Consider the following 21448-nt stretch of genomic DNA (forward strand, 5'->3'; position numbering starts at 1 on the left):
CTGCCAAGTAAGTAGAAACCTCTATATGACGATATCATGAAAAAAATTATTTCTTTCATCGCCATGGCCCTCTTATTTGCCGGATGTTCATCTACCAGTTTGGTAAGCAATTGGAAGAATCCTGATATTGTCATCTTTGATGCCAACAAGGTACTACTGGTTGGCATGACCGCTGACACTGAGGCCCGTGAAGTGTTCGAAAGTGAACTCAAGAAAGAATTTGACCGGCGTGGTGTAGAATCATTCCGCAGCATAGATCTGTTTGATGTTGAGTTTACAGAGACACGGCAATCAGAAGAACAGCTGAACGAAGTTGAGCAGCAATTGTTGGACAAAGATTTCGATGCCATTCTCTTTACCAAAATAGTGGGGTCTGAGAACAGAAAGATGTTCAAAAAGAACATGGGCAGCCTTGGTGACAGGTACGGTAATTTCAGCGATGATTATTTAGATCATCAAGATATTTTCTATGAAACAGGCTATTACGACAATTTTACGGTTTATCATGCAGAAACTTCATTGTACTGTATTTGCGTTGGCAAAGAGCGCGAACTTATCTGGCGGGGTGCCATTGATATCACCGATCCCCAAAACATAAAAAAAACCATAAAAGATTATGTCAGGTTGGTGATACTTGCCTTGCAAGAACAGGATATCATATTTAGAAAGCCGTTAACAGAAAATGTTACAAAACCATGAGTGCTGAACACTGGGCAGAATGGTTTATGTAGCTTACAAAAGCGGAAAAAAGAAAAGTCCCGAAATTTTTTTTCGGGACTTTTTTCTCTAGTGACCTGACTGGGGCTCGAACCCAGGACCCTCTCCTTAAAAGGGAGATGCTCTACCAACTGAGCTATCAGGTCAAACCAAAATTGCGGTTAGCGGGTGCAAATATAACACCTATTCTGTATTTCACAAGTTGAATTAATGATAAATTTGCCATTCATCAGAAAGTGTAAAAAGTTAGCATATGCAGATTGTATTATTGGGCTATATGGGCAGTGGCAAATCGACTATTGGCAGGTCTCTCTCCGAAGACCTGAACATTGAATTCATCGATTTGGATACCGCCATAGAACAAAAAATACAGCAACCGATACCGGAGATATTTAAAGAGCGGGGCGAGATTTTTTTCCGGAAGAAAGAGACCGAGGTGCTAGCTTCCCTGCTAAATGAAAACAAAGACATGGTGTTGGCCACTGGCGGTGGTACGCCCTGTTATAGTACCAATATGGAGAACATTTTAAAAAGTGGGGCCATTTCCATCTATTTGAAAGTGTCCATACCGGAATTGGTAGACCGCATAGCTCTAGAACAATCTGAAAGGCCACTGGTCAGTCACTTACCAAAAGCAGCATTGCCAGAGTTTATTGGAAAGCATTTGTTCGAGCGGACTCCCTTTTATGACCGTGCCGACCATACCGTGGTCTGTGATGGGAAATCCCCTGCTGAAATCATCCAAGAAATCAAGGTGTTAATCTAGATAGACCGCATCATTATTGGCCTTGAACACCACCTTCACATGCTCGTTCAGCGAAGTTGACAGCGAAATGCCCTTAAAATCTGCCTTTACCGGAAACCGCTTGTGGTTGCGGTTGACCAAAACGGCCGTTTTCAGTTGTTTCAGTGGTGTGCACAAGAAATGGCGAACCCCGTAAATCAAGGTAGAACCAGAATTCAGAACATCATCGACCAATACGATCGATTTATTTTTGTACCCGCTCTCGTCTATTGAGGTTTTCACCCCTCCCTCAAGCGGATTGTCTTTGTTGATGGTTACTTTACAAAGGGTTATTTTGATATTTGTGATCTCTTCAAGGGTCTTCACAATTTTTTTTGCGAAGTGCAGACCGCCCCCTTCAATGCCGGCCACCACAATTTCTTTCTCATCGACATTGCTCTCATAGATCTGGTAGGCAATACGCCGAATTTTGTGCTGTATCTGTTGGTGGGTAAGAATACGGTCTGCCATGCCTTGTGATTATGGTTCCAAAAATATAAAAAGATTAATCAGGGTCGGTCAAATAGTCTTCAATGTCCCGCCTATCTTTTTTGGTGGGCCTACCGGTTCCCTTTTTTCGGTAATGCTCTTTGGCATGCCTTAAAAGCTCGGTATGCGCAAAGGCCTCTTGCGGGGTAGTGTCTTTTCGATAGAGGTCGACCAACTTGGCACCAACCCTGCTTTGCGGAAGATCTAAAATGCTGAGTTGAAAGTCTATTTGGTTTTTTCTAAGCGTTATCTCATCGCCTGGAAAGACTTCCCTTGAAGGTTTGGCAACGGTTTTATTGACCTTTACATGCCCTTTTTTACAGGCTTGGCTGGCCAAGCTACGGGTCTTGAAATACCGAACACTCCAAAGATATTTATCGATGCGCATAGGGTTGCAAATCTTTGTTAAGGCAATCCTCAAAAATAGTGGAAAATTGTATCTTGCGCGCCAATAAAGATAAAGTTGTATGATGCGGCGATTTATTTTCACGGTAGTACTTTCAACACTGGTATGGTCTTGCAGTAGTGATGATGATAACGATGGTGTCCAGATTTTGCCTCCAAGACCGTTGAGTGAAGTGGCGGTTGAAGATGATGCCGAGATAAGGGAGTTTTTGCAGACGCACTTCTATAATTACGAGGAATTTCAGAACCCTCCTGCCGATTTTGACTTCAAGATCCGTATCGATACCATTGCTGGTGAAAATGCCGATAAAACTCCATTGATCGATCAAGTAGAATCAGCTGTTGTGAACGTTTCGTCGTTTGAGTTTTCGTTGAATGACGAGGAACTTGATGTACCGCATACCTACTACTATCTTTCTGCCCGAGAGGGCATCGGCCAATCGCCAACTGTAGCAGACTCCACCTTTGTCAGGTACGAGGGCATGTTGCTCAATGGTACTTCTTTTGATGGGTCTACCACGGGCACTTGGTTCGATTTGGCACGAATTCAGGCACCACTTCAGGGTTTCAGGGGATTTTCTGAAGGGATGGTCAATTTCAAAGAAGGTGGAGACCCCATAGTGAATGCTGATGGCACCTTTAGTGTTAGCGACTATGGAGTGGGTATGATCATAATGCCCTCTGGTCTCGCTAATTTTAATGGCTCTAGAGGATTGATTGGGCAGTATGCGCCAATAATCTTTACAGTAGACCTGTTTTCGGTAAATACCGCTGACCACGATGGTGATGGAATACCATCCATCATGGAAGATTTAGATGGCGATGGCTATTTATACAATGATAATACTGATGCCGCATCGGAGGCCAATGCAGGGGTTGGGTTGGTTGCCAACTTTTTGGATTCTGACGACGACGACGACGGAATTCCTACCCGCGATGAGATTGAAATCGACGGAGCGGGCAATATCACCTTTCCCGATTCCGATGGTGACGGTACACCAGACTATCTTGATAGCGATAGTTAAAAAAAAAGCCCTGACATTTCCGCCAGGGCTTTTTTATTTCCCAAAGAGGGTATATCAAATTTTCAATGAAAAGCTCAAAATCAGTTGATCAGGTCTTGTATCGACCCTATCGTTGTTGAGGTTGGTGATGTTCGTGTTGATAAAGCGTATCTCATTCTCACTAAAGCCTCGTTCATATCGCAAATCGATGCCAAACTTACCCAGATTGACCCCTGCGCCAAGGTTCATGCCCACCGTAAAATCATTCTCAACATTGTCGAAAGTGATCTGATCTGCTTCAAAATCGGTTTGCAGCAGGTATTGAAATGAGGGCCCAGCGAATACATGCAATGGACCGATTACCTTGGCACCCAATAGTACTGGCAAATCAAGTTTCTGAATTTTAAGCTCACCTTCATCATAGCCTGATTTAGTGCTGGTGTACACCAATTCGGGCCGTAAATAGATACGGTTTCCGATTTTTCCATAAAAACCGAGGTGAAAACCTGCATTTCTATCAGGATTTTCAAAGGCATCCCGGGTAGAATCAAAATAATCGCCGTTGCCCGCATAATTAAGTCCGGCCTTGATACCGAATCCTGAACCTGCTTGTGCAAACGCGGCCGTGCCCATAAGGGCCATAACCGCCACTAAAAGTGTTTTCTTCATAATGTGTTTCGTTTTTTGTTCGTGTTGAATAGTAGCAAAGACGATACCAAACTCGATAATCGAGATTTAACTTGCACAAGGTTGGTCCTTGGGTTTTAATGTCTTTTCAAGAATAAAAACTCCAAGGTTTTGTGCCAAAGTATGTCATTTTCTTTTCAACACTTTCAAAACGGCTTTCTCAATGGCTTTATTGTTCAGGCCATATTTTTCCATCAACTGCTCTGGGGTGCCACTTTCGCCAAAAGTATCTTGGGTGGCCACAAACTCTTGTGGGGCGGGGTGGTGCACGCCCAGGGTGCGGGCAACACTTTCGCCAAGACCGCCCAAAAAGTTGTGTTCTTCGGCAGTGACCACACACCCGGTCTTTTTAACCGATGTCAGAATGGTCTCTTCGTCTAGCGGTTTTATAGTATGAATGTTTATTAGCTCTACAGAAACACCTTGGTTCTCTAAGCTCTCGGCGGCCTGTATCGCTTCCCACACCAAATGTCCGGTGGCCAATACCGTTACATCGCTGCCTTCGTTGAGCATAAGGGCCTTGCCAATTTCGAAACGTTGGTTTTCAGGTGTGAAATTGGCTACTTTAGGTCTACCAAATCTTAGATAGACCGGGCCATCATGTTCAGCAATGGCCAAAGTTGCTGCTTTGGTCTGGTTATAGTCACATGGGTTGATAACCGTCATCCCGGGAAGCATTTTCATCAACCCGATGTCTTCCAAGATTTGGTGGGTGGCACCGTCTTCACCCAAGGTAAGTCCGGCATGCGACGCACATATCTTCACATTTTTACCCGAATAGGCGATTGATTGCCGTATTTGGTCATAGACCCTTCCCGTGGCAAAGTTGGCAAACGTACAGGCAAAAGGTATTTTGCCACCAATGGTCAGCCCGGCCGCAATGCCCATCATGTTGGCCTCTGCAATGCCCACTTGAAAGAACCGCTCTGGATTGTCCTCTATAAATTGCTCCAATTTCAGAGACCCTACCAAATCGGCACAAAGGGCCACCACCTTGTCGTTGGTTCTACCCAGTTCTGCGATGCCGGCCCCGAAGCCGCTACGGGTATCTTTTTTGCCTTGGTCTACGTATTTTTTCATTTTATTTGAGTATAAAGTTTAAGTCAACCCTGCCGGTCTTTTCTTCCGATTTTATATCAATAAGTCTAATCAACTCGTTGCCATGTTTATCTTCTGCGCCTAAAATGACTCCATTGGGTACGTTTATTGTCATTTCCTCTCCCAATACCAAAGTCAAAAAATCAGGCATATGTTTGTTATAATCAAATGAAAATGCTTTGTCAAAAGCAATTTTGAGAGCATCGGAGCTATCATTTCTTGGATGTATTTTGAAAATTGGATACTCTTTGCCTTTGAATAAATACTTCTCATCAGTTTGGGTATGAGCAAGACCTCCTGATTTTTCCAATGATTTCGGGTTTGCAAAATTCAATAGGTCAAAGTTCATTACCATTGTGTTTTTGTCCGCTCTGATATGAAAAAGCAGCTCATTTGTCTGGAGGTTGAGTAATGTTTTTACTTCAGTTGAAGCACTTTCGACAGCCGGCAAAAACGACACTAATTCTTTTGCAAAACTTTTTGCAAGTAAGTCTGAATCAGTATAGAGAAAAGCCCCGTCCTGCCCAACACTTACGGTAATGGTGTCTTGGGACTTTGGAATAAAATAGGTAGCGGTATAGTCTAATTCAAAAGAAATTTCTTGTGCACCGATACCGCTAATGAAACCACAGCTTGATAAAACGGAGAGAAAGATGCGTAAAACGGTTTGTTTCATAAGACTACTAATAATCCCCCAATGTTTCCGGATTTTGCGCCAAAGCCACCTCTAGCTGTTCATCGTTGGGCGCCTTGCCGTGCCAAGCATGCGTATGCATCATAAAATCAACCCCATTCCCCATAATGGTTTTCATAACGATGCCGACCGGTTTGCCCTTACCGGTTCTGTTCTTTGCCTCTTTCAATCCATCGATTACCTGCTGTAGGTCGTTGCCATTTTCTATTTCAAGAACATCCCAGCCAAAGACTTTTAATTTTTCAGACACATCACCCAGATAGAGCACTTCTTCGGTGGGCCCGTCGATCTGTTGACCGTTTCGGTCAATGGTGCAGATGAGGTTATCGACCTTTTTTGCAGCAGCAAACATGATGGCCTCCCAATTTTGGCCTTCTTGCAATTCGCCATCACCATGAAGACTATACACCAGTTTATCGTCGTTGTTCAATTTTTTGGCCAATGCGGCCCCAATGGCAACCGACATGCCTTGTCCCAATGATCCTGAAGCCACCCGAACCCCGGGTAGGCCCTCATGGGTAGTGGGGTGCCCCTGTAAACGGGAGTTGATCAAGCGAAAAGTGCTCAGTTCCTCAACAGGAAAATAGCCCCTTCTGGCCAAGACACTGTAGAAAACAGGGGAGATATGTCCGTTAGAGAGAAAAAAGACGTCCTCTCCGATACCATCCATGTCAAAGCCATCTTTCAAGTCCATAATTTCATTGTAAAGGGCCACAAAAAACTCGGTACAGCCAAGAGACCCGCCTGGGTGGCCTGAGTTTACCTTGTGTACCATCCTCAGAATATCCCGTCGAACCTGTACGACAAGTTTTTCCAATTCTTCAATATTTGCCATTGGTCGTGTATTTGATTCGCCAAATGTAACCGCATTAACTGCGTTAAGCAAATTAATAACGATCGAGTTATAAAGGTCTTTTCGACAATAACTTTATTTTTTTGTTAAGGTATTGCTGTGGGCAAGATGGCTATATTTGCGTTCAAATTTTAAGATTGAGATTTACGTTAGAACAGACCGATCCCAAAAGCAAGGCTAGAGCGGGCAAATTGGTTACCGACCACGGCACCATTGAAACGCCCATATTTATGCCTGTGGGCACAGTGGCTTCAGTAAAGGGGGTGCACCAACGTGAGCTGCGCGATGAGGTAGACCCAGATATCATTCTGGGCAACACCTACCATTTATACCTTCGCCCTGGTATGGATATTTTGGAAAAAGCCGGCGGCCTGCACAAGTTTATGGGCTGGGACCGTAATATCTTGACCGATAGTGGCGGTTACCAGGTCTATTCGTTGTCGGCCAACCGTAAAATAAAGGAAGAAGGGGTCAAGTTTAAGTCGCACATAGATGGCTCGCTCCATTTTTTCACTCCAGAGAATGTGATGGAGATACAGCGTACCATTGGTGCGGATATCATTATGGCATTTGACGAATGCACGCCTTATCCGTGCGATTACGGTTATGCCAAGCGTTCGATGCAGATGACCCACAGATGGCTGGATAGATGTTTGGCACATCTTGAAAAACTGCCGTTCAAGTACGGTTATTCCCAAACCTTTTTTCCTATTGTACAGGGGTCTACCTATAAAGATCTGCGCATTCAATCTGCCGAATATATAGCTTCAGTAGGGGCCGAAGGCAATGCCATTGGAGGGCTTTCGGTGGGCGAACCGGCAGAAGAAATGTACAAAATGGCCGAGGCGGTCTGCGATATTCTTCCCGAAGACAAACCGCGATACTTAATGGGGGTGGGCACGCCCATCAATATTTTGGAGAACATAGCCTTAGGTGTCGATATGTTCGATTGTGTCATGCCCACGCGCAACGCTCGAAACGGCATGCTGTTTACGGCCGAGGGAACCATCAACATAAAAAACAAAAAATGGGAAGATGATTTTTCGCCCATTGATGAAATGGGCATCACTTTTGTTGATACCGAGTACAGTAAGGCCTACTTGCGACATTTGTTCGCAGCCAATGAATATCTTGGAAAACAGATAGCCACCATACACAACCTAGGGTTCTATCGGTGGTTGGTAAAGACGGCAAGAGAACATATATTGACCGGTGATTTTGCCGAATGGAAACAGACCATGGTAACTAAAATGAACAAACGATTGTAATGCTCACGATTCTTGACCGGTACATTTTAAAGAGGTATCTGTGGACATTCATCGGAATGCTCTTGCTCTTTGTTCCCATAGGGATCATGGCCAACTTGGCAGAAAAAATCGGCAAGATCATTGACAACGAGGCCCCTTTGGACGAGGTGCTGGTTTTCTACGGAAACTTTACACTGGTAATCGGTAATCTGTTGCTGCCCATTTTCTTGTTTCTTTCCATCATATACTTTACCTCAAAGTTGGCCAGCAATACAGAGATAGTGGCCATTTTGAGCTCTGGGGTTTCGTATTGGCGGTTTCTGAGACCCTATTTTATCGGGGCTACCTTGGTGGCTATCTTGATTTTCTTTATGGGAATGTTCATCGTGCCGCATGCCAGTATTGGGTATAATGAGTTTCAGTACAAATACTTCAAGCGAAATAAGACAGACCGGGTAACGAACAACATTTTCAACCAACTCAATGAAAATGATTTCATATACGTAAGCCGTTTTGACCCCTCTCGTGAGATAGGCTATAATTTCACCTTTGAACATTTCAATGGTGACACCTTGGACTATAAAATCTCGGCGGCCAATATTAGATGGGTCGAAAAAGACAGTGTCTACCGCCTCACTTCGTATGCGAAGCGAAAGATTCGTGGGGCCAAAGAGATCATTGAGACTCAGAGAAGATTGGATACCCTCTTCAGTTTTGATATTGACGACCTGACTCCCGTATCTTATGTGGCCGATACCAAGAACCTTTTTGAGTTGAACGAGTTTATCGAAGAGCAGCGCAGAAAGGGCTCGGCCAACATCAATACCTATGTGTTGGTCAAGTACAAACGCTGGGCATTGCCCATTTCAGCATTTGTACTGACCATTATCGCTGTTGCGGTTTCTTCGGTCAAACGAAGGGGCGGTATGGGGGTCAACTTGGCATTTGGTATCGGGGTGGCCTTTATCTACATTTTTTTTGACAAGGTTTTTGGAACGCTGGCAGAACAATCGGGCTTCTCGCCCTTGTTGGCGGTCATCATTCCAAATGTGCTTTTTGGGGCCTTGGGCATATACCTGCTTCAAAAGGCCAAGCGCTAGGCTTTGTGGCCGATTTACCACCATCTTACATTCTATATTGCCTAAAGTTTTATATTTGTGCACCACATATGTAATGCTGTTGATGATATGGAATATTTAGATTTTGAGCTCCCTATAAAAGAGTTGGAAGAACAACTTGAAAAATGCAAGGTGATCGGTGAAGAAAGTGAAGTTGATGTTACGGAAACCTGCCAACAGATAGAAAAGAAACTTATCGAAACCCGCAAGAACATCTATAAGAACCTGACTGCATGGCAGCGGGTGCAATTATCGAGACATCCGAACAGGCCCTACACCATGGATTATATCAATGCCATCTGTGGTGACACCTTTCTCGAACTTCATGGCGATAGAACGGTACGGGACGACAAGGCCATGATCGGAGGTCTTGGCAAGATTGGTGACCAGAGCTATATGTTCATCGGCCAGCAAAAGGGATACAATACCAAGACCCGTCAATATCGCAACTTTGGTATGGCCAATCCTGAAGGGTATCGAAAAGCGCTCAGGTTGATGAGGATGGCCGAAAAGTTCAATATTCCGGTAGTGAGCTTCATCGACACCCCTGGTGCCTATCCGGGCATCGAGGCCGAAGAGCGCGGGCAGGGCGAGGCAATTGCCCGCAACATATTGGAAATGACACGCTTGAAAGTGCCGATTATAGTCGTCATTATTGGAGAAGGAGCCTCTGGTGGCGCCTTGGGCATTGGTGTGGGCGATAAGGTTTTGATGCTCGAGAACACTTGGTATTCGGTTATTTCGCCCGAGTCGTGCTCATCGATACTTTGGCGAAGCTGGGAGTATAAAGAGCAGGCAGCCGAAGCATTGAAACTGACCGCCCCAGACATGAAAAAACTCAAGCTCATCGATGAAATAGTACGTGAGCCCGTAGGTGGGGCACACAGCAATCGTAAAAAGACATTTGAGATTGTCAAAAACAAGATTTCGCAGCACTTCGAAGAACTCAAAAAGTTATCACCAAAAGAATTGGTGAAAACCCGTATGGACAAATACTGCAATATGGGTGTGTTCAACGGTTAAGCCTTGATTTTCTGTTTGGATGGATTTTTGAAAGAACCAAAAAACCAGAATTTTTGTGTTGTTAACATTTTTTCTGGGTTATCAACAGTACTTTTGTTGAAGACCTGTTGACATCACATTTTCTAAATTCAAAGTTAAGTAAAGGTTAATTCCATACTTTCGCATTCATGGATAAACCCAGCCCAATAGTAGGACGCAAGCTCGATAAATCGACCATAATCAACCTGGAGAGAGGCAAGATACCTCCCCAAGCAGTTGATTTAGAGGAAGTTGTGCTGGGAGCTATGATGATCGACAAAAAAGGGGTCGATGAAGTGATTGATATTCTGCACCCCGATGTTTTTTATAAGGATGCCCATAAGATGATTTATGAGGCCATCTTTAAATTGTTTGAATCTTCCGAACCTGTTGACTTATTAACCGTTTCGGCGCAGTTGAAGAAAGAAGGGCAGCTTGAAGCTGTTGGGGGTGATTTCTATCTGATAAAATTGACCCAAAAGGTGGCTTCTTCGGCCCATATCGAGTTTCATGCACGCATCATTCTCCAAAAGTACATTCAAAGGAGCTTGATAAAAATATCAAGTGAGATCATTGAAGAAGCCTATGAAGATTCGACCGATGTGTTCGATTTGCTCGACAATGCCGAGGCAAAATTGTACGAGGTAACGCAGGGCAATCTGAAGCGATCGGCAGAAACGGCTCAGAACTTGGTCATTCAGGCCAAGAAAAAGATTGAGGAGATTGCCAACAAAGAAGGTCTCAGCGGTATTCCTTCCGGGTTTGACAAAGTTGATAAACTGACCTCGGGTTGGCAGCCCAGTGACCTTATCATTATTGCCGCGAGACCCGGTATGGGCAAAACGGCACTTACCCTTTCAATGGCCAGAAATATGGCTGTGAACGCCGATATACCCGTGGCGTTCTTTTCGCTCGAAATGTCATCGGTACAGCTGATTACCCGTTTGATTTCGTCAGAAACAGGGCTTTCTTCAGAAAAGCTTCGTACCGGACGGCTGGAAAAACATGAGTGGGAGCAGTTGAATGTAAAGGTGAAGGCTCTTGAAAAAGCACCTTTGTTCATCGATGACACCCCTTCGTTGTCGATATTTGATTTAAGGGCCAAGGCACGCCGATTGGCATCGCAGCACAACATTAAGCTGATCATTATCGACTATTTGCAATTGATGACCGCTGGCGGAAGCCAAAAAGGCGGAAACCGTGAGCAGGAGATTTCGACCATATCAAGAAACCTGAAGGCCTTGGCCAAAGAACTGAACGTTCCCGTAATTGCACTGTCACAACTTTCAAGGGCAGTAGAGACCCGTGGGGGCAGCAAAAGGCCTATCTTATCAGACCTTCGTGAATCTGGCGCCATTGAGCAAGATGCTGATATCGTGTCGTTTATCTACCGACCAGAATACTACAAAATTGATGAATGGGATGATGAAGAGCGCACCCCTACACAAGGGCAGGCCGAGTTCATTGTGGCCAAGCACCGTAACGGCGGATTGGATAATATTAGGTTAAAGTTTATTGGTGCCTTGGGTAAATTCGATAACTTAGATGACTTTGACTCGCCATTCGAGTTTCAATCTAAGATGAATGCCGATGAAGAGAACCCCTTTATCACCAATAGTTTCCCGTCAGCCAATGAGGCCTTTGACAATGGTCAAGAAACCGGCAATCCTGAAGAAGACAACGATATTCCCTTTTGATTTTCTCGACATCAAGGTTAAGACAATCCTGTCTCTTGTCTTATGTCTTGTGTCTTCCGTCTATCTATCCGCTTCCATGATACTTATTCCCATGGATGCCGAAAGCCAAAAAAACCATCTGAAGGCCTACGGAATTACCTATTGGGTCTTGACCAAACAACAAAAGGTGCAATGGCTCTTGAACTATCGGGGGGGCTCTTTTTTATTGCCCGATGGGGAAGTCATTCGAAAAGAATGCCAAATTCGGGGGGTTTCATATGAAATAGTGTCAGACGCACAGGCAGAGGCCATTTTAGATGAAATTAGCAGTCCCTCACGCAACCAAGATGCCGTAATTCTTGAGAAGGCACCCAAAATAGCCGTGTACTCACCCAAAGACAACCAACCTTGGGACGATGCCGTGACCATGGTGCTAACCTATGCCGAGATTCCCTATGTGACCGTATATGATGAAGAAGTGCTCGATGATAAGCTTGCACTTTATGATTGGTTGCACCTGCACCACGAAGATTTTACCGGACAGTTCGGCAAGTTCTACGGGGTCTATCGTGCTGCCCCTTGGTATATCGAAGGCAAACGGCGTGCCGAAGAGCGGGCCGCAAAGTTGGGCTACAGCAAGGTCTCTGAGCAAAAAGGTGCCGTGGCCCAGAAAATAAGAAATTACGTTATAGGAGGTGGCTTCATGTTCGCCATGTGCTCGGCCACCGATAGTTTTGATATTGCCCTGGCTGCCGATGGGGTGGATATCTGCGAGCCTATGTTTGATGGAGACCCTTCAGAACCCAACTATCAAGGCAAGTTGGATTTTAGCAAAACCTTTGCCTTTACCGATTTTGTACTGGAGCGTAGTCCGTTACGATACGAGTTCTCCAGTATCGATATGACATCCAAAAGGCAGATACCCAAAGAATCGGATTATTTCTCGCTGATGGAGTTCTCGGCCAAATGGGACCCTGTGCCAACCATGTTGACCCAGAACCACACCACATTGGTCAAGGGTTTCATGGGGCAGACCACTTCGTTTGCAAGAGAACATGTAAAACCTACCGTAATGGTGCTGGGCGAAAGCAAATTGAACGGCGAGGCAAGGTATATACACGGTATCAAGGGCAAGGGTTTTTTTACCTTTTATGGAGGCCACGACCCCGAAGATTACCAACATAGGGTAGGGGACCCGAAAACCGAATTGGAGCTGCACCCGACCTCTCCCGGTTATCGTTTGATTCTCAACAACGTATTGTTTCCTGCAGCACGAAAGAAAAAACAGAAGACCTAGCCAACCAATTTTTCAAGTACTTTTTCAACCCCAAAGGCTTCATTGCTGGCCGTTTCAAACTGGGCCACTTTTTTGACTTCGGGGTGGGCATTGGCCATTGCAAAACTATAGAGGCTTAGCTGCATCATTTCCACATCGTTAAAATAGTCGCCGAATACCATGACCTCGTTTTTCGAAATTCCACGGTCTTTCATCACCATCTCAAGAGCATGGCCCTTATGGGCATACCGGTTTGAAAAATCTACCCAATGGGTACCTGATACCTTTACCTTCAATTGACTTTCCAAATGTTTTACATGCGGATAAATATATGTTTCCGAACCTTCAAAGTGATAAACGGCCACTTTTAAAACCTGTTCCTCAATACTTTCCAATGTGTTCACCTCCTCGAAACAGCTGTAGTATTCACGCAGCAATTTGACAAAGGGCCGGGAGTGGCCCGTGACAAAGGCCTTTTGGTTACAGCACAGCACTGGGTGCGCCCCATCGATGCCTTTTACAGACTTCAAAACGGTGCCTACTTCCGCAGGCATTAATGGGTTTACCAAGAGCTGTTTCTCTCGATGCATGACCAGTGCCCCGTTCTCGGCAATAAAGATGGTGTCATCTTTTACGGTTTCCAACTTCTCGGCCATGCTGTTGTACTGCCTACCACTGGCGGCAACAAATTGAATATTCTTCTTGCGAAGTGCCTCGAAAAGTTCAAAGAACCGTTCACTGACCTCATGGTTTGGGTTCAACAGGGTACCGTCCATATCGGTGACCACCATCTTGATCTTAGATAAATCCATAGTTTCAAATACGTGGCAAAGGTAAGGGTAAGGCACGTATTCGTGTAACCAATTGATTAAATTTGACCTTCATTCCTGCGAAAGCAGAAATCTATTTATGTTTATGTGGATTCCCGTCTTTACCGAAACAAGCCTTCCTGACAGTAGGCAGGTTGGGCATAGGCACGGGAAAGACGGAATAATTATAATATGCAGTTTCATCAAAAAGAAATTACGCTAAAATCATACCCAAGGGGCTTTCATTTGATTACCGATGAGGTTTTACGGGCCATCCCCGAGATCAAAAGCATCGATACGGGTATGCTGCAGGTCTTTATAAAGCACACCTCGGCCAGTTTGACCATCAATGAAAATGCCGACCCCACCGTGCGGTTGGATTTTGAAAGCCATATGAACAAAATGGTGCCAGAAAACGCCCCGTATTATGTGCATACGTACGAGGGGCCCGATGACATGCCCGCGCACATCAAGGCATCGTTGATGGGGGCTTCGGTGCAAATACCCATCACAAACGGAAAATTGAACCTGGGCATTTGGCAGGGTATTTATCTATGCGAACACAGAAACCGGGCATCTGGCCGTCGGTTGGTCATCTCGGCTTTTGGTGATTGATTTTTTTAAGGAAGGAAAATGGGGCATCATTTTCTCTTGCGCAATTTTTTGGCAATCTTCTTGGCCCAACTTTGGTACATTTTTTTTGAAGGGTGAAGGCTGTCGGAAGCAATCAGGTTGGGGTTGACCGCCATATTACGGGTAGAGGGTGTAATGTCTACCACCAAAACGCCCTGTTCTTTAGCCATGTTCTTGATAATGCGGTTGTAGCGTCCGATTTCGGTGGTAATCTTCTCTTTGTCGCGGAAGCGTGCAAATGGGGTTGCTCCCCAATCAGGAATGGTCAGTACAAAAACATTGGATCGGTCGTTGCCCGCCAGTTCAATACTGCGTGCCAATAGCTGGGCAAACTCAACTTCGAACAAACGTATGGGCAAACCTTGGTACTGGTTGTTGACCCCGATGAGAAGTGCAACCTGGTCGTAAGGGGGCGAAAGATCTGCGGTGGCAATGGCCTCTAGCAAATCGGTGGTGGTCCATCCGGCTTTGGCCAATATGTGTGGCTCGTTGAGATCAATGTATTTTTTGTCGATGATTTCATGTAACTGCATGGGCCATGAATTCTTGTTCAGTTCACCGGTGGCAGCTGTATAACTGTCTCCCAGAGCCAAAAAAGAACTTGGCGTTTCTTGCGCCATGCAATGGCCAAATAGTATGAGGGAAACCAAGAGCGTGAAAGTTTTCAACGTAGGCATGATTCTGAAACCTTCAAAATACAAAAATCCCGCTGAACTCAGCGGGATTTTAGATAAGCGGGGTAAAGTTTATGCAAAATTGTTACTTCACTTTTTCTACGATAGCCTTGAACGCCTCGGGGTGGTTCATGGCCAAATCGGCAAGAACTTTTCGGTTGAGCTCTATACCATTGGCTTTTACCTTGCCCATAAACTGTGAGTAAGACATACCGTGTTGGCGGGCACCTGCATTGATACGGGTAATCCAAAGGGCCCTGAAGTTTCTCTTTTTGTTTTTTCTATCGCGGTAGGCATATAACATTGCTTTTTCTACCGCATTCTTGGCTACTGTCCAAACGTTCTTACGACGTCCGAAGTAGCCCTTGGCTTGCTTCAGCACTTTTTTTCTACGTGCCCTTGAAGCTACTGAATTTACTGATCTTGGCATTTTGTTTCACTTTTTTGTAGCAGGCGTCCCGAACTTGCCTCGGGAACTTTTCTGTATTCTCAAATCGTAAGTCTAAAAGCTACGATCGTGAATTATTTTGCCTGACTCCATGGTTAATAATTAATGAATGAACCTCTTGAACAATTATTTTAAACGTAACTGTTCTTTGATGCTGGCCTCATCGGCTTTGTGCACCAAAGTCGAATGGGTCAACCGAAGCTTGCGCTTTTTTGATTTCTTGGTCAAAATGTGACTCTTGAAAGCGTGCTTCCTTTTGATCTTACCGGTACCTGTAAGCTTAAAACGCTTTTTGGCACTGGATTTTGTTTTCATTTTAGGCATTTTCCTAAATATTTAATTAACTCCGCTTATATCTTTTTGAGCAAAATGGTACCCTTACTTTTTGGTTGTTTTGGGCGCGATGAACATCGTCATGCGTTTTCCCTCCAATTTTGGCATTTGCTCTACCTTTCCATACTCTTCCAATTCTTGCGCCAAACGCAACAGCAAAATTTCACCTTGGTCTTTGTACACGATCGAACGCCCCTTGAAAAAGACATATGCCTTTAACTTGGCGCCATCTTTCAAGAACTTTTCGGCGTGGCGCTTTTTGAACTCGTAATCATGGTCATCGGTCTGGGGACCAAAACGTATTTCTTTTACCACCACTTTGCTGGCTTTCGCCTTCATGGCTTTGTCGCGCTTCTTTTGCTCGTAGAGAAACTTTTTGTAATCCATGATCTTACAGACCGGCGGATCCGCTTTCGGTGAAATCTCTACAAGGTCGAGCTCAAGTTCTTGGGCTTTTTGCAAAGCCTCTTTTGTTGGGTAAACACCCATTTCAACATTATCGCCCACCAAACGCACTTTGGGGGCGGTTATTTTCTCATTGATATTGTGGGGATTCTTGTTCTCCCTTCTAGGTTGGGGCCTAAATCTTCTTCTTATTGCTATGGCTTAATCTTTTTTAGTTAAACAATACGTTTCGTTAGAACGACTTTAAGGTACTATTTATTTCTTTAGCTACCAAGTCTGAAAATTCGCTTATGGCAATGCTGCCGAGGTCTTCGCCACCATGTCTTCTGACTGATAGGGTATTGGCCTTTTCCTCGTTTTCACCAACGATGAGCATGAAGGGTATTTTCTTCAGCTCAGCTTCACGAATTTTCTTGCCAACGGTTTCGTTCCGCTTATCAATGAGCGCGCGAATTTCGTGATTTTCTAGCGAATTCAAAACTTTTTCAGCATATTTTTCGTGCTTCTCGCTGACGGGCAGCACGATGGCTTGCGTCGGAATCAACCACAAAGGAAAGTTACCTCCCGTATGTTCCAGCAACAGGGCCACAAAGCGCTCCATGCTTCCGAACGGGGCACGGTGGATCATGACCGGTCTATGAAGTTCATTGTCATTGCCCTTATAGGTCAAATCGAATCGTTCGGGTAAATTATAATCCACCTGAATGGTGCCCAATTGCCATTGGCGCCCCAGAGCATCTTTCACCATAAAATCCAGTTTTGGCCCGTAAAAGGCGGCTTCGCCGCTTTCAATCACATAATCGAGCCCTTTTTCATCCGCGGCATCGATGATTGCCTTTTCGGCCTTTTCCCAGTTTTCAACACTTCCGATATACTTCTCGGGCTTGTCTAGGTCCCTGACCGATACCTGGGCCGTGAAGTTTTCAAAGCCCAAAGAGCCCAAAACATATAATGATAGGTCAATAACGTTTTTGAACTCATCGTTCAGTTGATCGGGGGTGCAGAAAATATGGGCATCGTCTTGGGTAAAGCCCCGAACCCGGGTAAGTCCGTGTAACTCACCACTCTGTTCATACCGGTAAACAGTGCCAAACTCTGCATAGCGTATCGGCAGGTCTTTATAGCTGAACGGACTGTTCTTATAGATTTCACAATGGTGTGGACAGTTCATCGGCTTTAGCAAGAACTCTTCATCCTCTTTCGGGGTGTGGATGGGCTGAAAGCTATCTTCCCCATATTTGGCGTAGTGCCCAGAGGTCACATACAGTTGTTTTTGGCCGATGTGCGGGGTAACCACCATTTCATATCCTGCTTTTTTCTGGGCCTTTTTCAGAAAATTTTCCAGTCGCTCCCTAAGGGCAGCACCTTTTGGCAACCACAATGGCAGCCCTTGCCCCACCTTTTGTGAGAAGGTGAACAGTTCTAGCTCTTTCCCCAGCTTTCTGTGGTCTCTTTTCTTGGCTTCTTCAAGAAGCTCAAGATATTCGGTGAGTTGTTTCTGTTTAGGGAATGAGATTCCGTAAACACGGGTCAATTGCGGATTGTTTTCATCGCCCCTCCAATAGGCACCGGCCACATTCAAAATTTTGATGGCCTTGATATGTCCGGTATTTGGTATATGCCCCCCCCGGCACAGATCGGTAAACGTACTGTGGTCGCAAAAAGTGATTTCACCATCTTCGAGGTTCTCGATGAGCTCTACCTTATATATATTGTTCTGTTTCCTGTAATAATCGAGAGCCTCTTTTTTTGATACTTCCCGCATTTTAAAGTCGTGCTTGCCCCGGGCAATTTCAAGCGCTTTTTTCTCTATCGTCGGAAAATCTTTTTCTGAAATGGTATGGTCGCCAAAATCGACATCGTAGTAAAAGCCATTTTCTATGGCGGGCCCAATGGTGAGTTTAATGCCGGGGTACAGTTCTTCCAGTGCCTGCGCCACCACATGCGAGGTCGAGTGCCAGAATGCTTTTTTGCCCTGCTCATCGTTCCAAGTATATAGAACCAGTTTGCCACTTTCTGTGAGGGGGGTGTGGGTCTCTATGGTCTCACCGTTAAAGGACGCAGAAATGACATTGCGGGCCAAGCCCTCACTGATGCTCTGGGCCACTTCCATGGCCGTGGTTCCTTTGGCGACTTTTTTTATCGCCCCATCGGGCAATGTAATCTCGATCATGTGCGCATTTGTTAACAGGGGGCAAAGATACGATCTTGTAACGATGCTTACAATAAGGTACCCTGGATTAATATTTCTGGAATAACACCAAAAAATAATTATAACATGTTGATATTCAACACGTAGAAAAAAAATGAAATTTTTTGCTGATTTTGTTTTGTTGGATAAAACAAAGCTTTCTATATTTGCACCCGCTTTGCTTGATGGCAGGGCATTTTTTTCCGGTCAGTTGTCCGTTTTTCGGGCGTTTTTTTTTGAGAGGGCCGGGTCTTTTGTTTTGTGAAGTTCATATACATATTGGGAATAATGACAGCGTAAACAGAGAGAGAACCATTTTGATCGCCGGGTGCGGCCTTTGTTGGGGGATCAGTTTAAGATTTCCACGATGAAGAGTTTGATCCTGGCTCAGGATGAACGCTAGCGGCAGGCCTAACACATGCAAGTCGAGGGGTAACAGGGAGAAGCTTGCTTTTCCGCTGACGACCGGCGCACGGGTGCGGAACGCGTATGGAACCTGCCCCTGTCAGGGGAATAGCCCGGGGAAACCCGGATTAATGCCCCATGGCATCCCGTCACCGCATGGTGTCGGGATTAAAGATTTATCGGACAGGGATGGCCATGCGTACCATTAGCTTGTTGGTGGGGTAACGGCCCACCAAGGCAGCGATGGTTAGGGGCCCTGAGAGGGGGATCCCCCACACTGGTACTGAGACACGGACCAGACTCCTACGGGAGGCAGCAGTGAGGAATATTGGACAATGGCCGGAAGGTTGATCCAGCCATGCCGCGTGCAGGATGACGGCCCTATGGGTTGTAAACTGCTTTTTTACGGGAAGAAACCCACCTACGTGTAGGTGGCTGACGGTACCGTACGAATAAGGACCGGCTAACTCCGTGCCAGCAGCCGCGGTAATACGGAGGGTCCGAGCGTTATCCGGAATCATTGGGTTTAAAGGGTCCGTAGGCGGGCCTGTAAGTCAGGGGTGAAAGGCCACGGCTCAACCGTGGGACTGCCCTTGATACTGCAGGTCTTGAGTCATGGTGGGGTTGCCGGAACATGTGGTGTAGCGGTGAAATGCATAGATATCACATAGAACACCGATCGCGAAGGCAGGTGGCCAACCATGTACTGACGCTGATGGACGAAAGCGTGGGTAGCGAACGGGATTAGATACCCCGGTAGTCCACGCCGTAAACGATGGACACTAGCTGTGGGGCCTTAGGGCTCCGTGGCCAAGCGAAAGTGATAAGTGTCCCACCTGGGGAGTACGTTCGCAAGAATGAAACTCAAAGGAATTGACGGGGGCCCGCACAAGCGGTGGAGCATGTGGTTTAATTCGATGATACGCGAGGAACCTTACCAGGGCTTAAATGCAGTCTGCATAAGCTAGAGATAGCTTTTTCTTCGGACCGATTGCAAGGTGCTGCATGGTTGTCGTCAGCTCGTGCCGTGAGGTGTCAGGTTAAGTCCTATAACGAGCGCAACCCCTGCCGTTAGTTGCCAGCATGTAAAGATGGGGACTCTAACGGGACTGCCGGTGCAAACCGCGAGGAAGGTGGGGATGACGTCAAATCATCACGGCCCTTACGTCCTGGGCCACACACGTGCTACAATGGCCGGCACAGAGGGAAGCCACCCCGTGAGGGGGCGCGGATCTTGAAAACCGGTCACAGTTCGGATCGGGGCCTGCAACTCGGCCCCGTGAAGCTGGAATCGCTAGTAATCGCGCATCAGCCATGGCGCGGTGAATACGTTCCCGGGCCTTGTACACACCGCCCGTCAAGCCATGGAAGCCGGGAGTGCCTGAAGTCCGTCGCCGCAAGGAGCGGCCTAGGGCAAGACCGGTAACTAGGGCTAAGTCGTAACAAGGTAGCCGTACCGGAAGGTGCGGCTGGAACACCTCCTTTCTAGAGAGACGTCCCCTTTTCGGGGGCCGTTGCCCGCGACGGGGTTCTTTCCCTGTGCGCTGTCACCCATATGTTTTTTTTGATATAGCAGTCTCGTAGCTCAGCTGGTTAGAGCGCTACACTGATAATGTAGAGGTCGGCAGTTCGAGCCTGCCCGAGACTACCAGGTCGAGGAAGGGCGAGAAGTTCATGCTGAGCGTAGCCGAAGTGAGCCTGCCCGGGACTACCAGGTCGAGGAAGGGCGAGAAGTTTGTGCCGAGCGCGGTCGAGGTGAGCCTGTCAGGGACTACGGCGCGGCGCGGCTGCGAGTTGAAGGTTAAAGGTGGAAAGTCAAAGGTCCGCCTATGGTTTTTGAAGTTCTTAAAGAAATATTGGATAGGGAAATTCTAGAGGTTGGGTCATCGGTAACGGTGCGCCGTTTTTTAAGGAACTGTCAACTGTTCACTGACAACTGACAACTGGGAAACGGGGAATTAGCTCAGCTGGCTAGAGCGCCTGCCTTGCACGCAGGAGGTCATCGGTTCGACTCCGATATTCTCCACCGGGCCGAAGCGTCAAAAAAATGTCTGGTAGACATTTTTAGCGCAGGAGCCAGATGGCGCGTTGGCGTTATCGAAAAGTTCATTGACATATTGGGACGGAGCGTTCCGCATTTTGCGGGACAGCGAAGTCGAAGAAACACGTAGTAGAAGTAACAATTTTATTGAAGGATTACGAGAGGGCCCTTCCGCGCCTTTGTGCGCGGGGGTGGCGACAAGCAAGAGAAGGGCGTATGGGGGATGCCTAGGCTCCCAGAGGCGAAGAAGGACGTGATAAGCTGCGAAAAGCCGCGGGGATCGGCACATACGAATTGATCCGCGGATTTCCGAATGGGGCAACCCGGCATGCTGAAGGCATGTCACCCCGCACTTGTGCGGGGGGCGAACCCGCCGAACTGAAACATCTAAGTAGGCGGAGGAGGAGAAAACAAGAGTGA

General features: G+C 46.2%; 21 protein-coding genes, 3 tRNA genes and 2 rRNA genes (1 of these 26 only partly in view). 13 read left to right on the forward strand and 13 right to left on the reverse strand.

What is annotated here, in order from left to right; translation table 11 throughout:
- The first annotated feature begins 36 nt into the window (after positions 1-36).
- Positions 37-699: a hypothetical protein gene (locus tag VC82_RS11695; RefSeq protein WP_045802534.1), complete on the forward strand. Its 663-nt coding sequence runs from the start codon at positions 37-39 to the stop codon at positions 697-699.
- 91 nt (positions 700-790) lie between these two features.
- Here VC82_RS11695 and VC82_RS11700 read toward each other — a convergent pair.
- Positions 791-863, reverse strand: a tRNA-Lys gene (locus tag VC82_RS11700).
- Between the two features lie 107 nt (positions 864-970).
- Between VC82_RS11700 and VC82_RS11705 the strand changes: the two genes are divergently transcribed.
- On the forward strand, positions 971-1483 hold the full coding sequence (locus VC82_RS11705) for a shikimate kinase (RefSeq protein ID WP_045802535.1): 513 nt from the start codon (positions 971-973) through the stop codon (positions 1481-1483).
- Here the strand turns inward: VC82_RS11705 and VC82_RS11710 are convergent.
- Together VC82_RS11710 and VC82_RS11715 are read right to left on the reverse strand one after the other, a co-directional pair.
- Complete coding sequence (locus VC82_RS11710) at positions 1475-1972, reverse strand: phosphoribosyltransferase family protein (RefSeq protein ID WP_045802536.1); 498 nt, start codon at positions 1970-1972, stop codon at positions 1475-1477. The genes VC82_RS11705 and VC82_RS11710 overlap by 9 nt on opposite strands.
- Positions 1973-2006: 34 nt before the next feature.
- Complete coding sequence (locus tag VC82_RS11715; RefSeq protein ID WP_045802537.1) at positions 2007-2378, reverse strand: RNA-binding S4 domain-containing protein; 372 nt, start codon at positions 2376-2378, stop codon at positions 2007-2009.
- 79 nt (positions 2379-2457) lie between these two features.
- Here VC82_RS11715 and VC82_RS11720 point away from each other — a divergent pair, with 79 nt between their 5' ends.
- Positions 2458-3420: an FKBP-type peptidyl-prolyl cis-trans isomerase gene (locus tag VC82_RS11720; RefSeq protein WP_045802538.1), complete on the forward strand. Its 963-nt coding sequence runs from the start codon at positions 2458-2460 to the stop codon at positions 3418-3420.
- Positions 3421-3474: 54 nt separating this feature from the next.
- Here the strand turns inward: VC82_RS11720 and VC82_RS11725 are convergent, their stop codons facing one another.
- The 4 genes from VC82_RS11725 to VC82_RS11740 form a co-directional block, all read right to left on the reverse strand.
- Positions 3475-4068, reverse strand: a complete 594-nt coding sequence (locus VC82_RS11725) for an outer membrane beta-barrel protein (RefSeq protein ID WP_045802539.1) — start codon at positions 4066-4068, stop codon at positions 3475-3477.
- Positions 4069-4212: 144 nt separating this feature from the next.
- Positions 4213-5166 (reverse strand): transketolase family protein, encoded by a 954-nt coding sequence (locus tag VC82_RS11730; protein WP_045802540.1) that lies wholly within the window; start codon positions 5164-5166, stop codon positions 4213-4215.
- Between the two features lies 1 nt (position 5167).
- Positions 5168-5860, reverse strand: a complete 693-nt coding sequence (locus tag VC82_RS11735) for a hypothetical protein (protein ID WP_045802541.1) — start codon at positions 5858-5860, stop codon at positions 5168-5170.
- A 7-nt stretch (positions 5861-5867) separates the two neighbouring features.
- A complete protein-coding gene (locus tag VC82_RS11740; protein WP_045802542.1) occupies positions 5868-6713 on the reverse strand; it encodes a transketolase in 846 nt (281 codons plus the stop codon).
- A 155-nt stretch (positions 6714-6868) separates the two neighbouring features.
- Between VC82_RS11740 and tgt the strand changes: the two genes are divergently transcribed.
- The 5 genes from tgt to VC82_RS11765 all read left to right on the forward strand — a co-directional run bounded on the left by tgt (position 6869) and on the right by VC82_RS11765 (position 13110).
- Positions 6869-7999, forward strand: a complete 1131-nt coding sequence (tgt, locus tag VC82_RS11745; RefSeq protein ID WP_045802543.1) for a tRNA guanosine(34) transglycosylase Tgt — start codon at positions 6869-6871, stop codon at positions 7997-7999.
- Complete coding sequence (locus VC82_RS11750) at positions 7999-9078, forward strand: LptF/LptG family permease (RefSeq protein ID WP_045802544.1); 1080 nt, start codon at positions 7999-8001, stop codon at positions 9076-9078. Before tgt ends, VC82_RS11750 begins: the two co-directional genes overlap by 1 nt.
- Positions 9079-9165: 87 nt before the next feature.
- Positions 9166-10119: an acetyl-CoA carboxylase carboxyltransferase subunit alpha gene (locus VC82_RS11755; protein ID WP_045802545.1), complete on the forward strand. Its 954-nt coding sequence runs from the start codon at positions 9166-9168 to the stop codon at positions 10117-10119.
- A 167-nt stretch (positions 10120-10286) separates the two neighbouring features.
- Positions 10287-11834: a replicative DNA helicase gene (gene dnaB, locus VC82_RS11760; protein ID WP_045802546.1), complete on the forward strand. Its 1548-nt coding sequence runs from the start codon at positions 10287-10289 to the stop codon at positions 11832-11834.
- 76 nt (positions 11835-11910) lie between these two features.
- Positions 11911-13110, forward strand: a complete 1200-nt coding sequence (locus tag VC82_RS11765) for an asparagine synthetase B (RefSeq protein ID WP_084598221.1) — start codon at positions 11911-11913, stop codon at positions 13108-13110.
- Here the strand turns inward: VC82_RS11765 and VC82_RS11770 are convergent.
- The gene (locus VC82_RS11770; RefSeq protein WP_045802547.1) at positions 13107-13901 is read right to left on the reverse strand and encodes a Cof-type HAD-IIB family hydrolase; all 795 of its coding nucleotides are present in this window, start codon (positions 13899-13901) and stop codon (positions 13107-13109) included. The genes VC82_RS11765 and VC82_RS11770 overlap by 4 nt on opposite strands.
- 189 nt (positions 13902-14090) lie before the next feature.
- Between VC82_RS11770 and VC82_RS11775 the strand changes: the two genes are divergently transcribed.
- Positions 14091-14513, forward strand: coding sequence for a secondary thiamine-phosphate synthase enzyme YjbQ (locus tag VC82_RS11775; RefSeq protein WP_045802548.1), 423 nt, complete (start codon positions 14091-14093; stop codon positions 14511-14513).
- A gap of 26 nt (positions 14514-14539) precedes the next feature.
- Here the strand turns inward: VC82_RS11775 and VC82_RS11780 are convergent, their stop codons facing one another.
- From VC82_RS11780 to thrS, 5 genes are all read right to left on the reverse strand, one after another.
- Positions 14540-15208 (reverse strand): SGNH/GDSL hydrolase family protein, encoded by a 669-nt coding sequence (locus tag VC82_RS11780; RefSeq protein ID WP_045802549.1) that lies wholly within the window; start codon positions 15206-15208, stop codon positions 14540-14542.
- Positions 15209-15290: 82 nt separating this feature from the next.
- On the reverse strand, positions 15291-15635 hold the full coding sequence (gene rplT / locus VC82_RS11785) for a 50S ribosomal protein L20 (protein ID WP_045802550.1): 345 nt from the start codon (positions 15633-15635) through the stop codon (positions 15291-15293).
- Between the two features lie 144 nt (positions 15636-15779).
- Positions 15780-15977 (reverse strand): 50S ribosomal protein L35, encoded by a 198-nt coding sequence (gene rpmI / locus VC82_RS11790; RefSeq protein WP_045802551.1) that lies wholly within the window; start codon positions 15975-15977, stop codon positions 15780-15782.
- A 54-nt stretch (positions 15978-16031) separates the two neighbouring features.
- Entirely contained in the window at positions 16032-16589 is a 558-nt protein-coding gene (gene infC / locus VC82_RS11795; protein WP_084598222.1) for a translation initiation factor IF-3, read from the reverse strand.
- Between the two features lie 34 nt (positions 16590-16623).
- Positions 16624-18564, reverse strand: a complete 1941-nt coding sequence (gene thrS / locus VC82_RS11800) for a threonine--tRNA ligase (RefSeq protein ID WP_045802553.1) — start codon at positions 18562-18564, stop codon at positions 16624-16626.
- 382 nt (positions 18565-18946) lie between these two features.
- Between thrS and VC82_RS11805 the strand changes: the two genes are divergently transcribed.
- The 4 genes from VC82_RS11805 to VC82_RS11825 all read left to right on the forward strand — a co-directional run.
- Positions 18947-20472 (forward strand): 16S ribosomal RNA (locus tag VC82_RS11805).
- Between the two features lie 89 nt (positions 20473-20561).
- A tRNA-Ile gene (locus VC82_RS11810) sits at positions 20562-20638 on the forward strand.
- Positions 20639-20939: 301 nt separating this feature from the next.
- A tRNA-Ala gene (locus tag VC82_RS11820) sits at positions 20940-21013 on the forward strand.
- A gap of 210 nt (positions 21014-21223) precedes the next feature.
- Positions 21224-21448 (forward strand): 23S ribosomal RNA (locus VC82_RS11825); it runs 2632 nt beyond the window's last position.
- Together the 16S and 23S rRNA genes with 2 tRNA genes alongside form the textbook arrangement of a ribosomal RNA operon.

It is taken from the genome of Flagellimonas lutaonensis (assembly GCF_000963865.1).
GTDB lineage: Bacteria > Bacteroidota > Bacteroidia > Flavobacteriales > Flavobacteriaceae > Flagellimonas_A > Flagellimonas_A lutaonensis.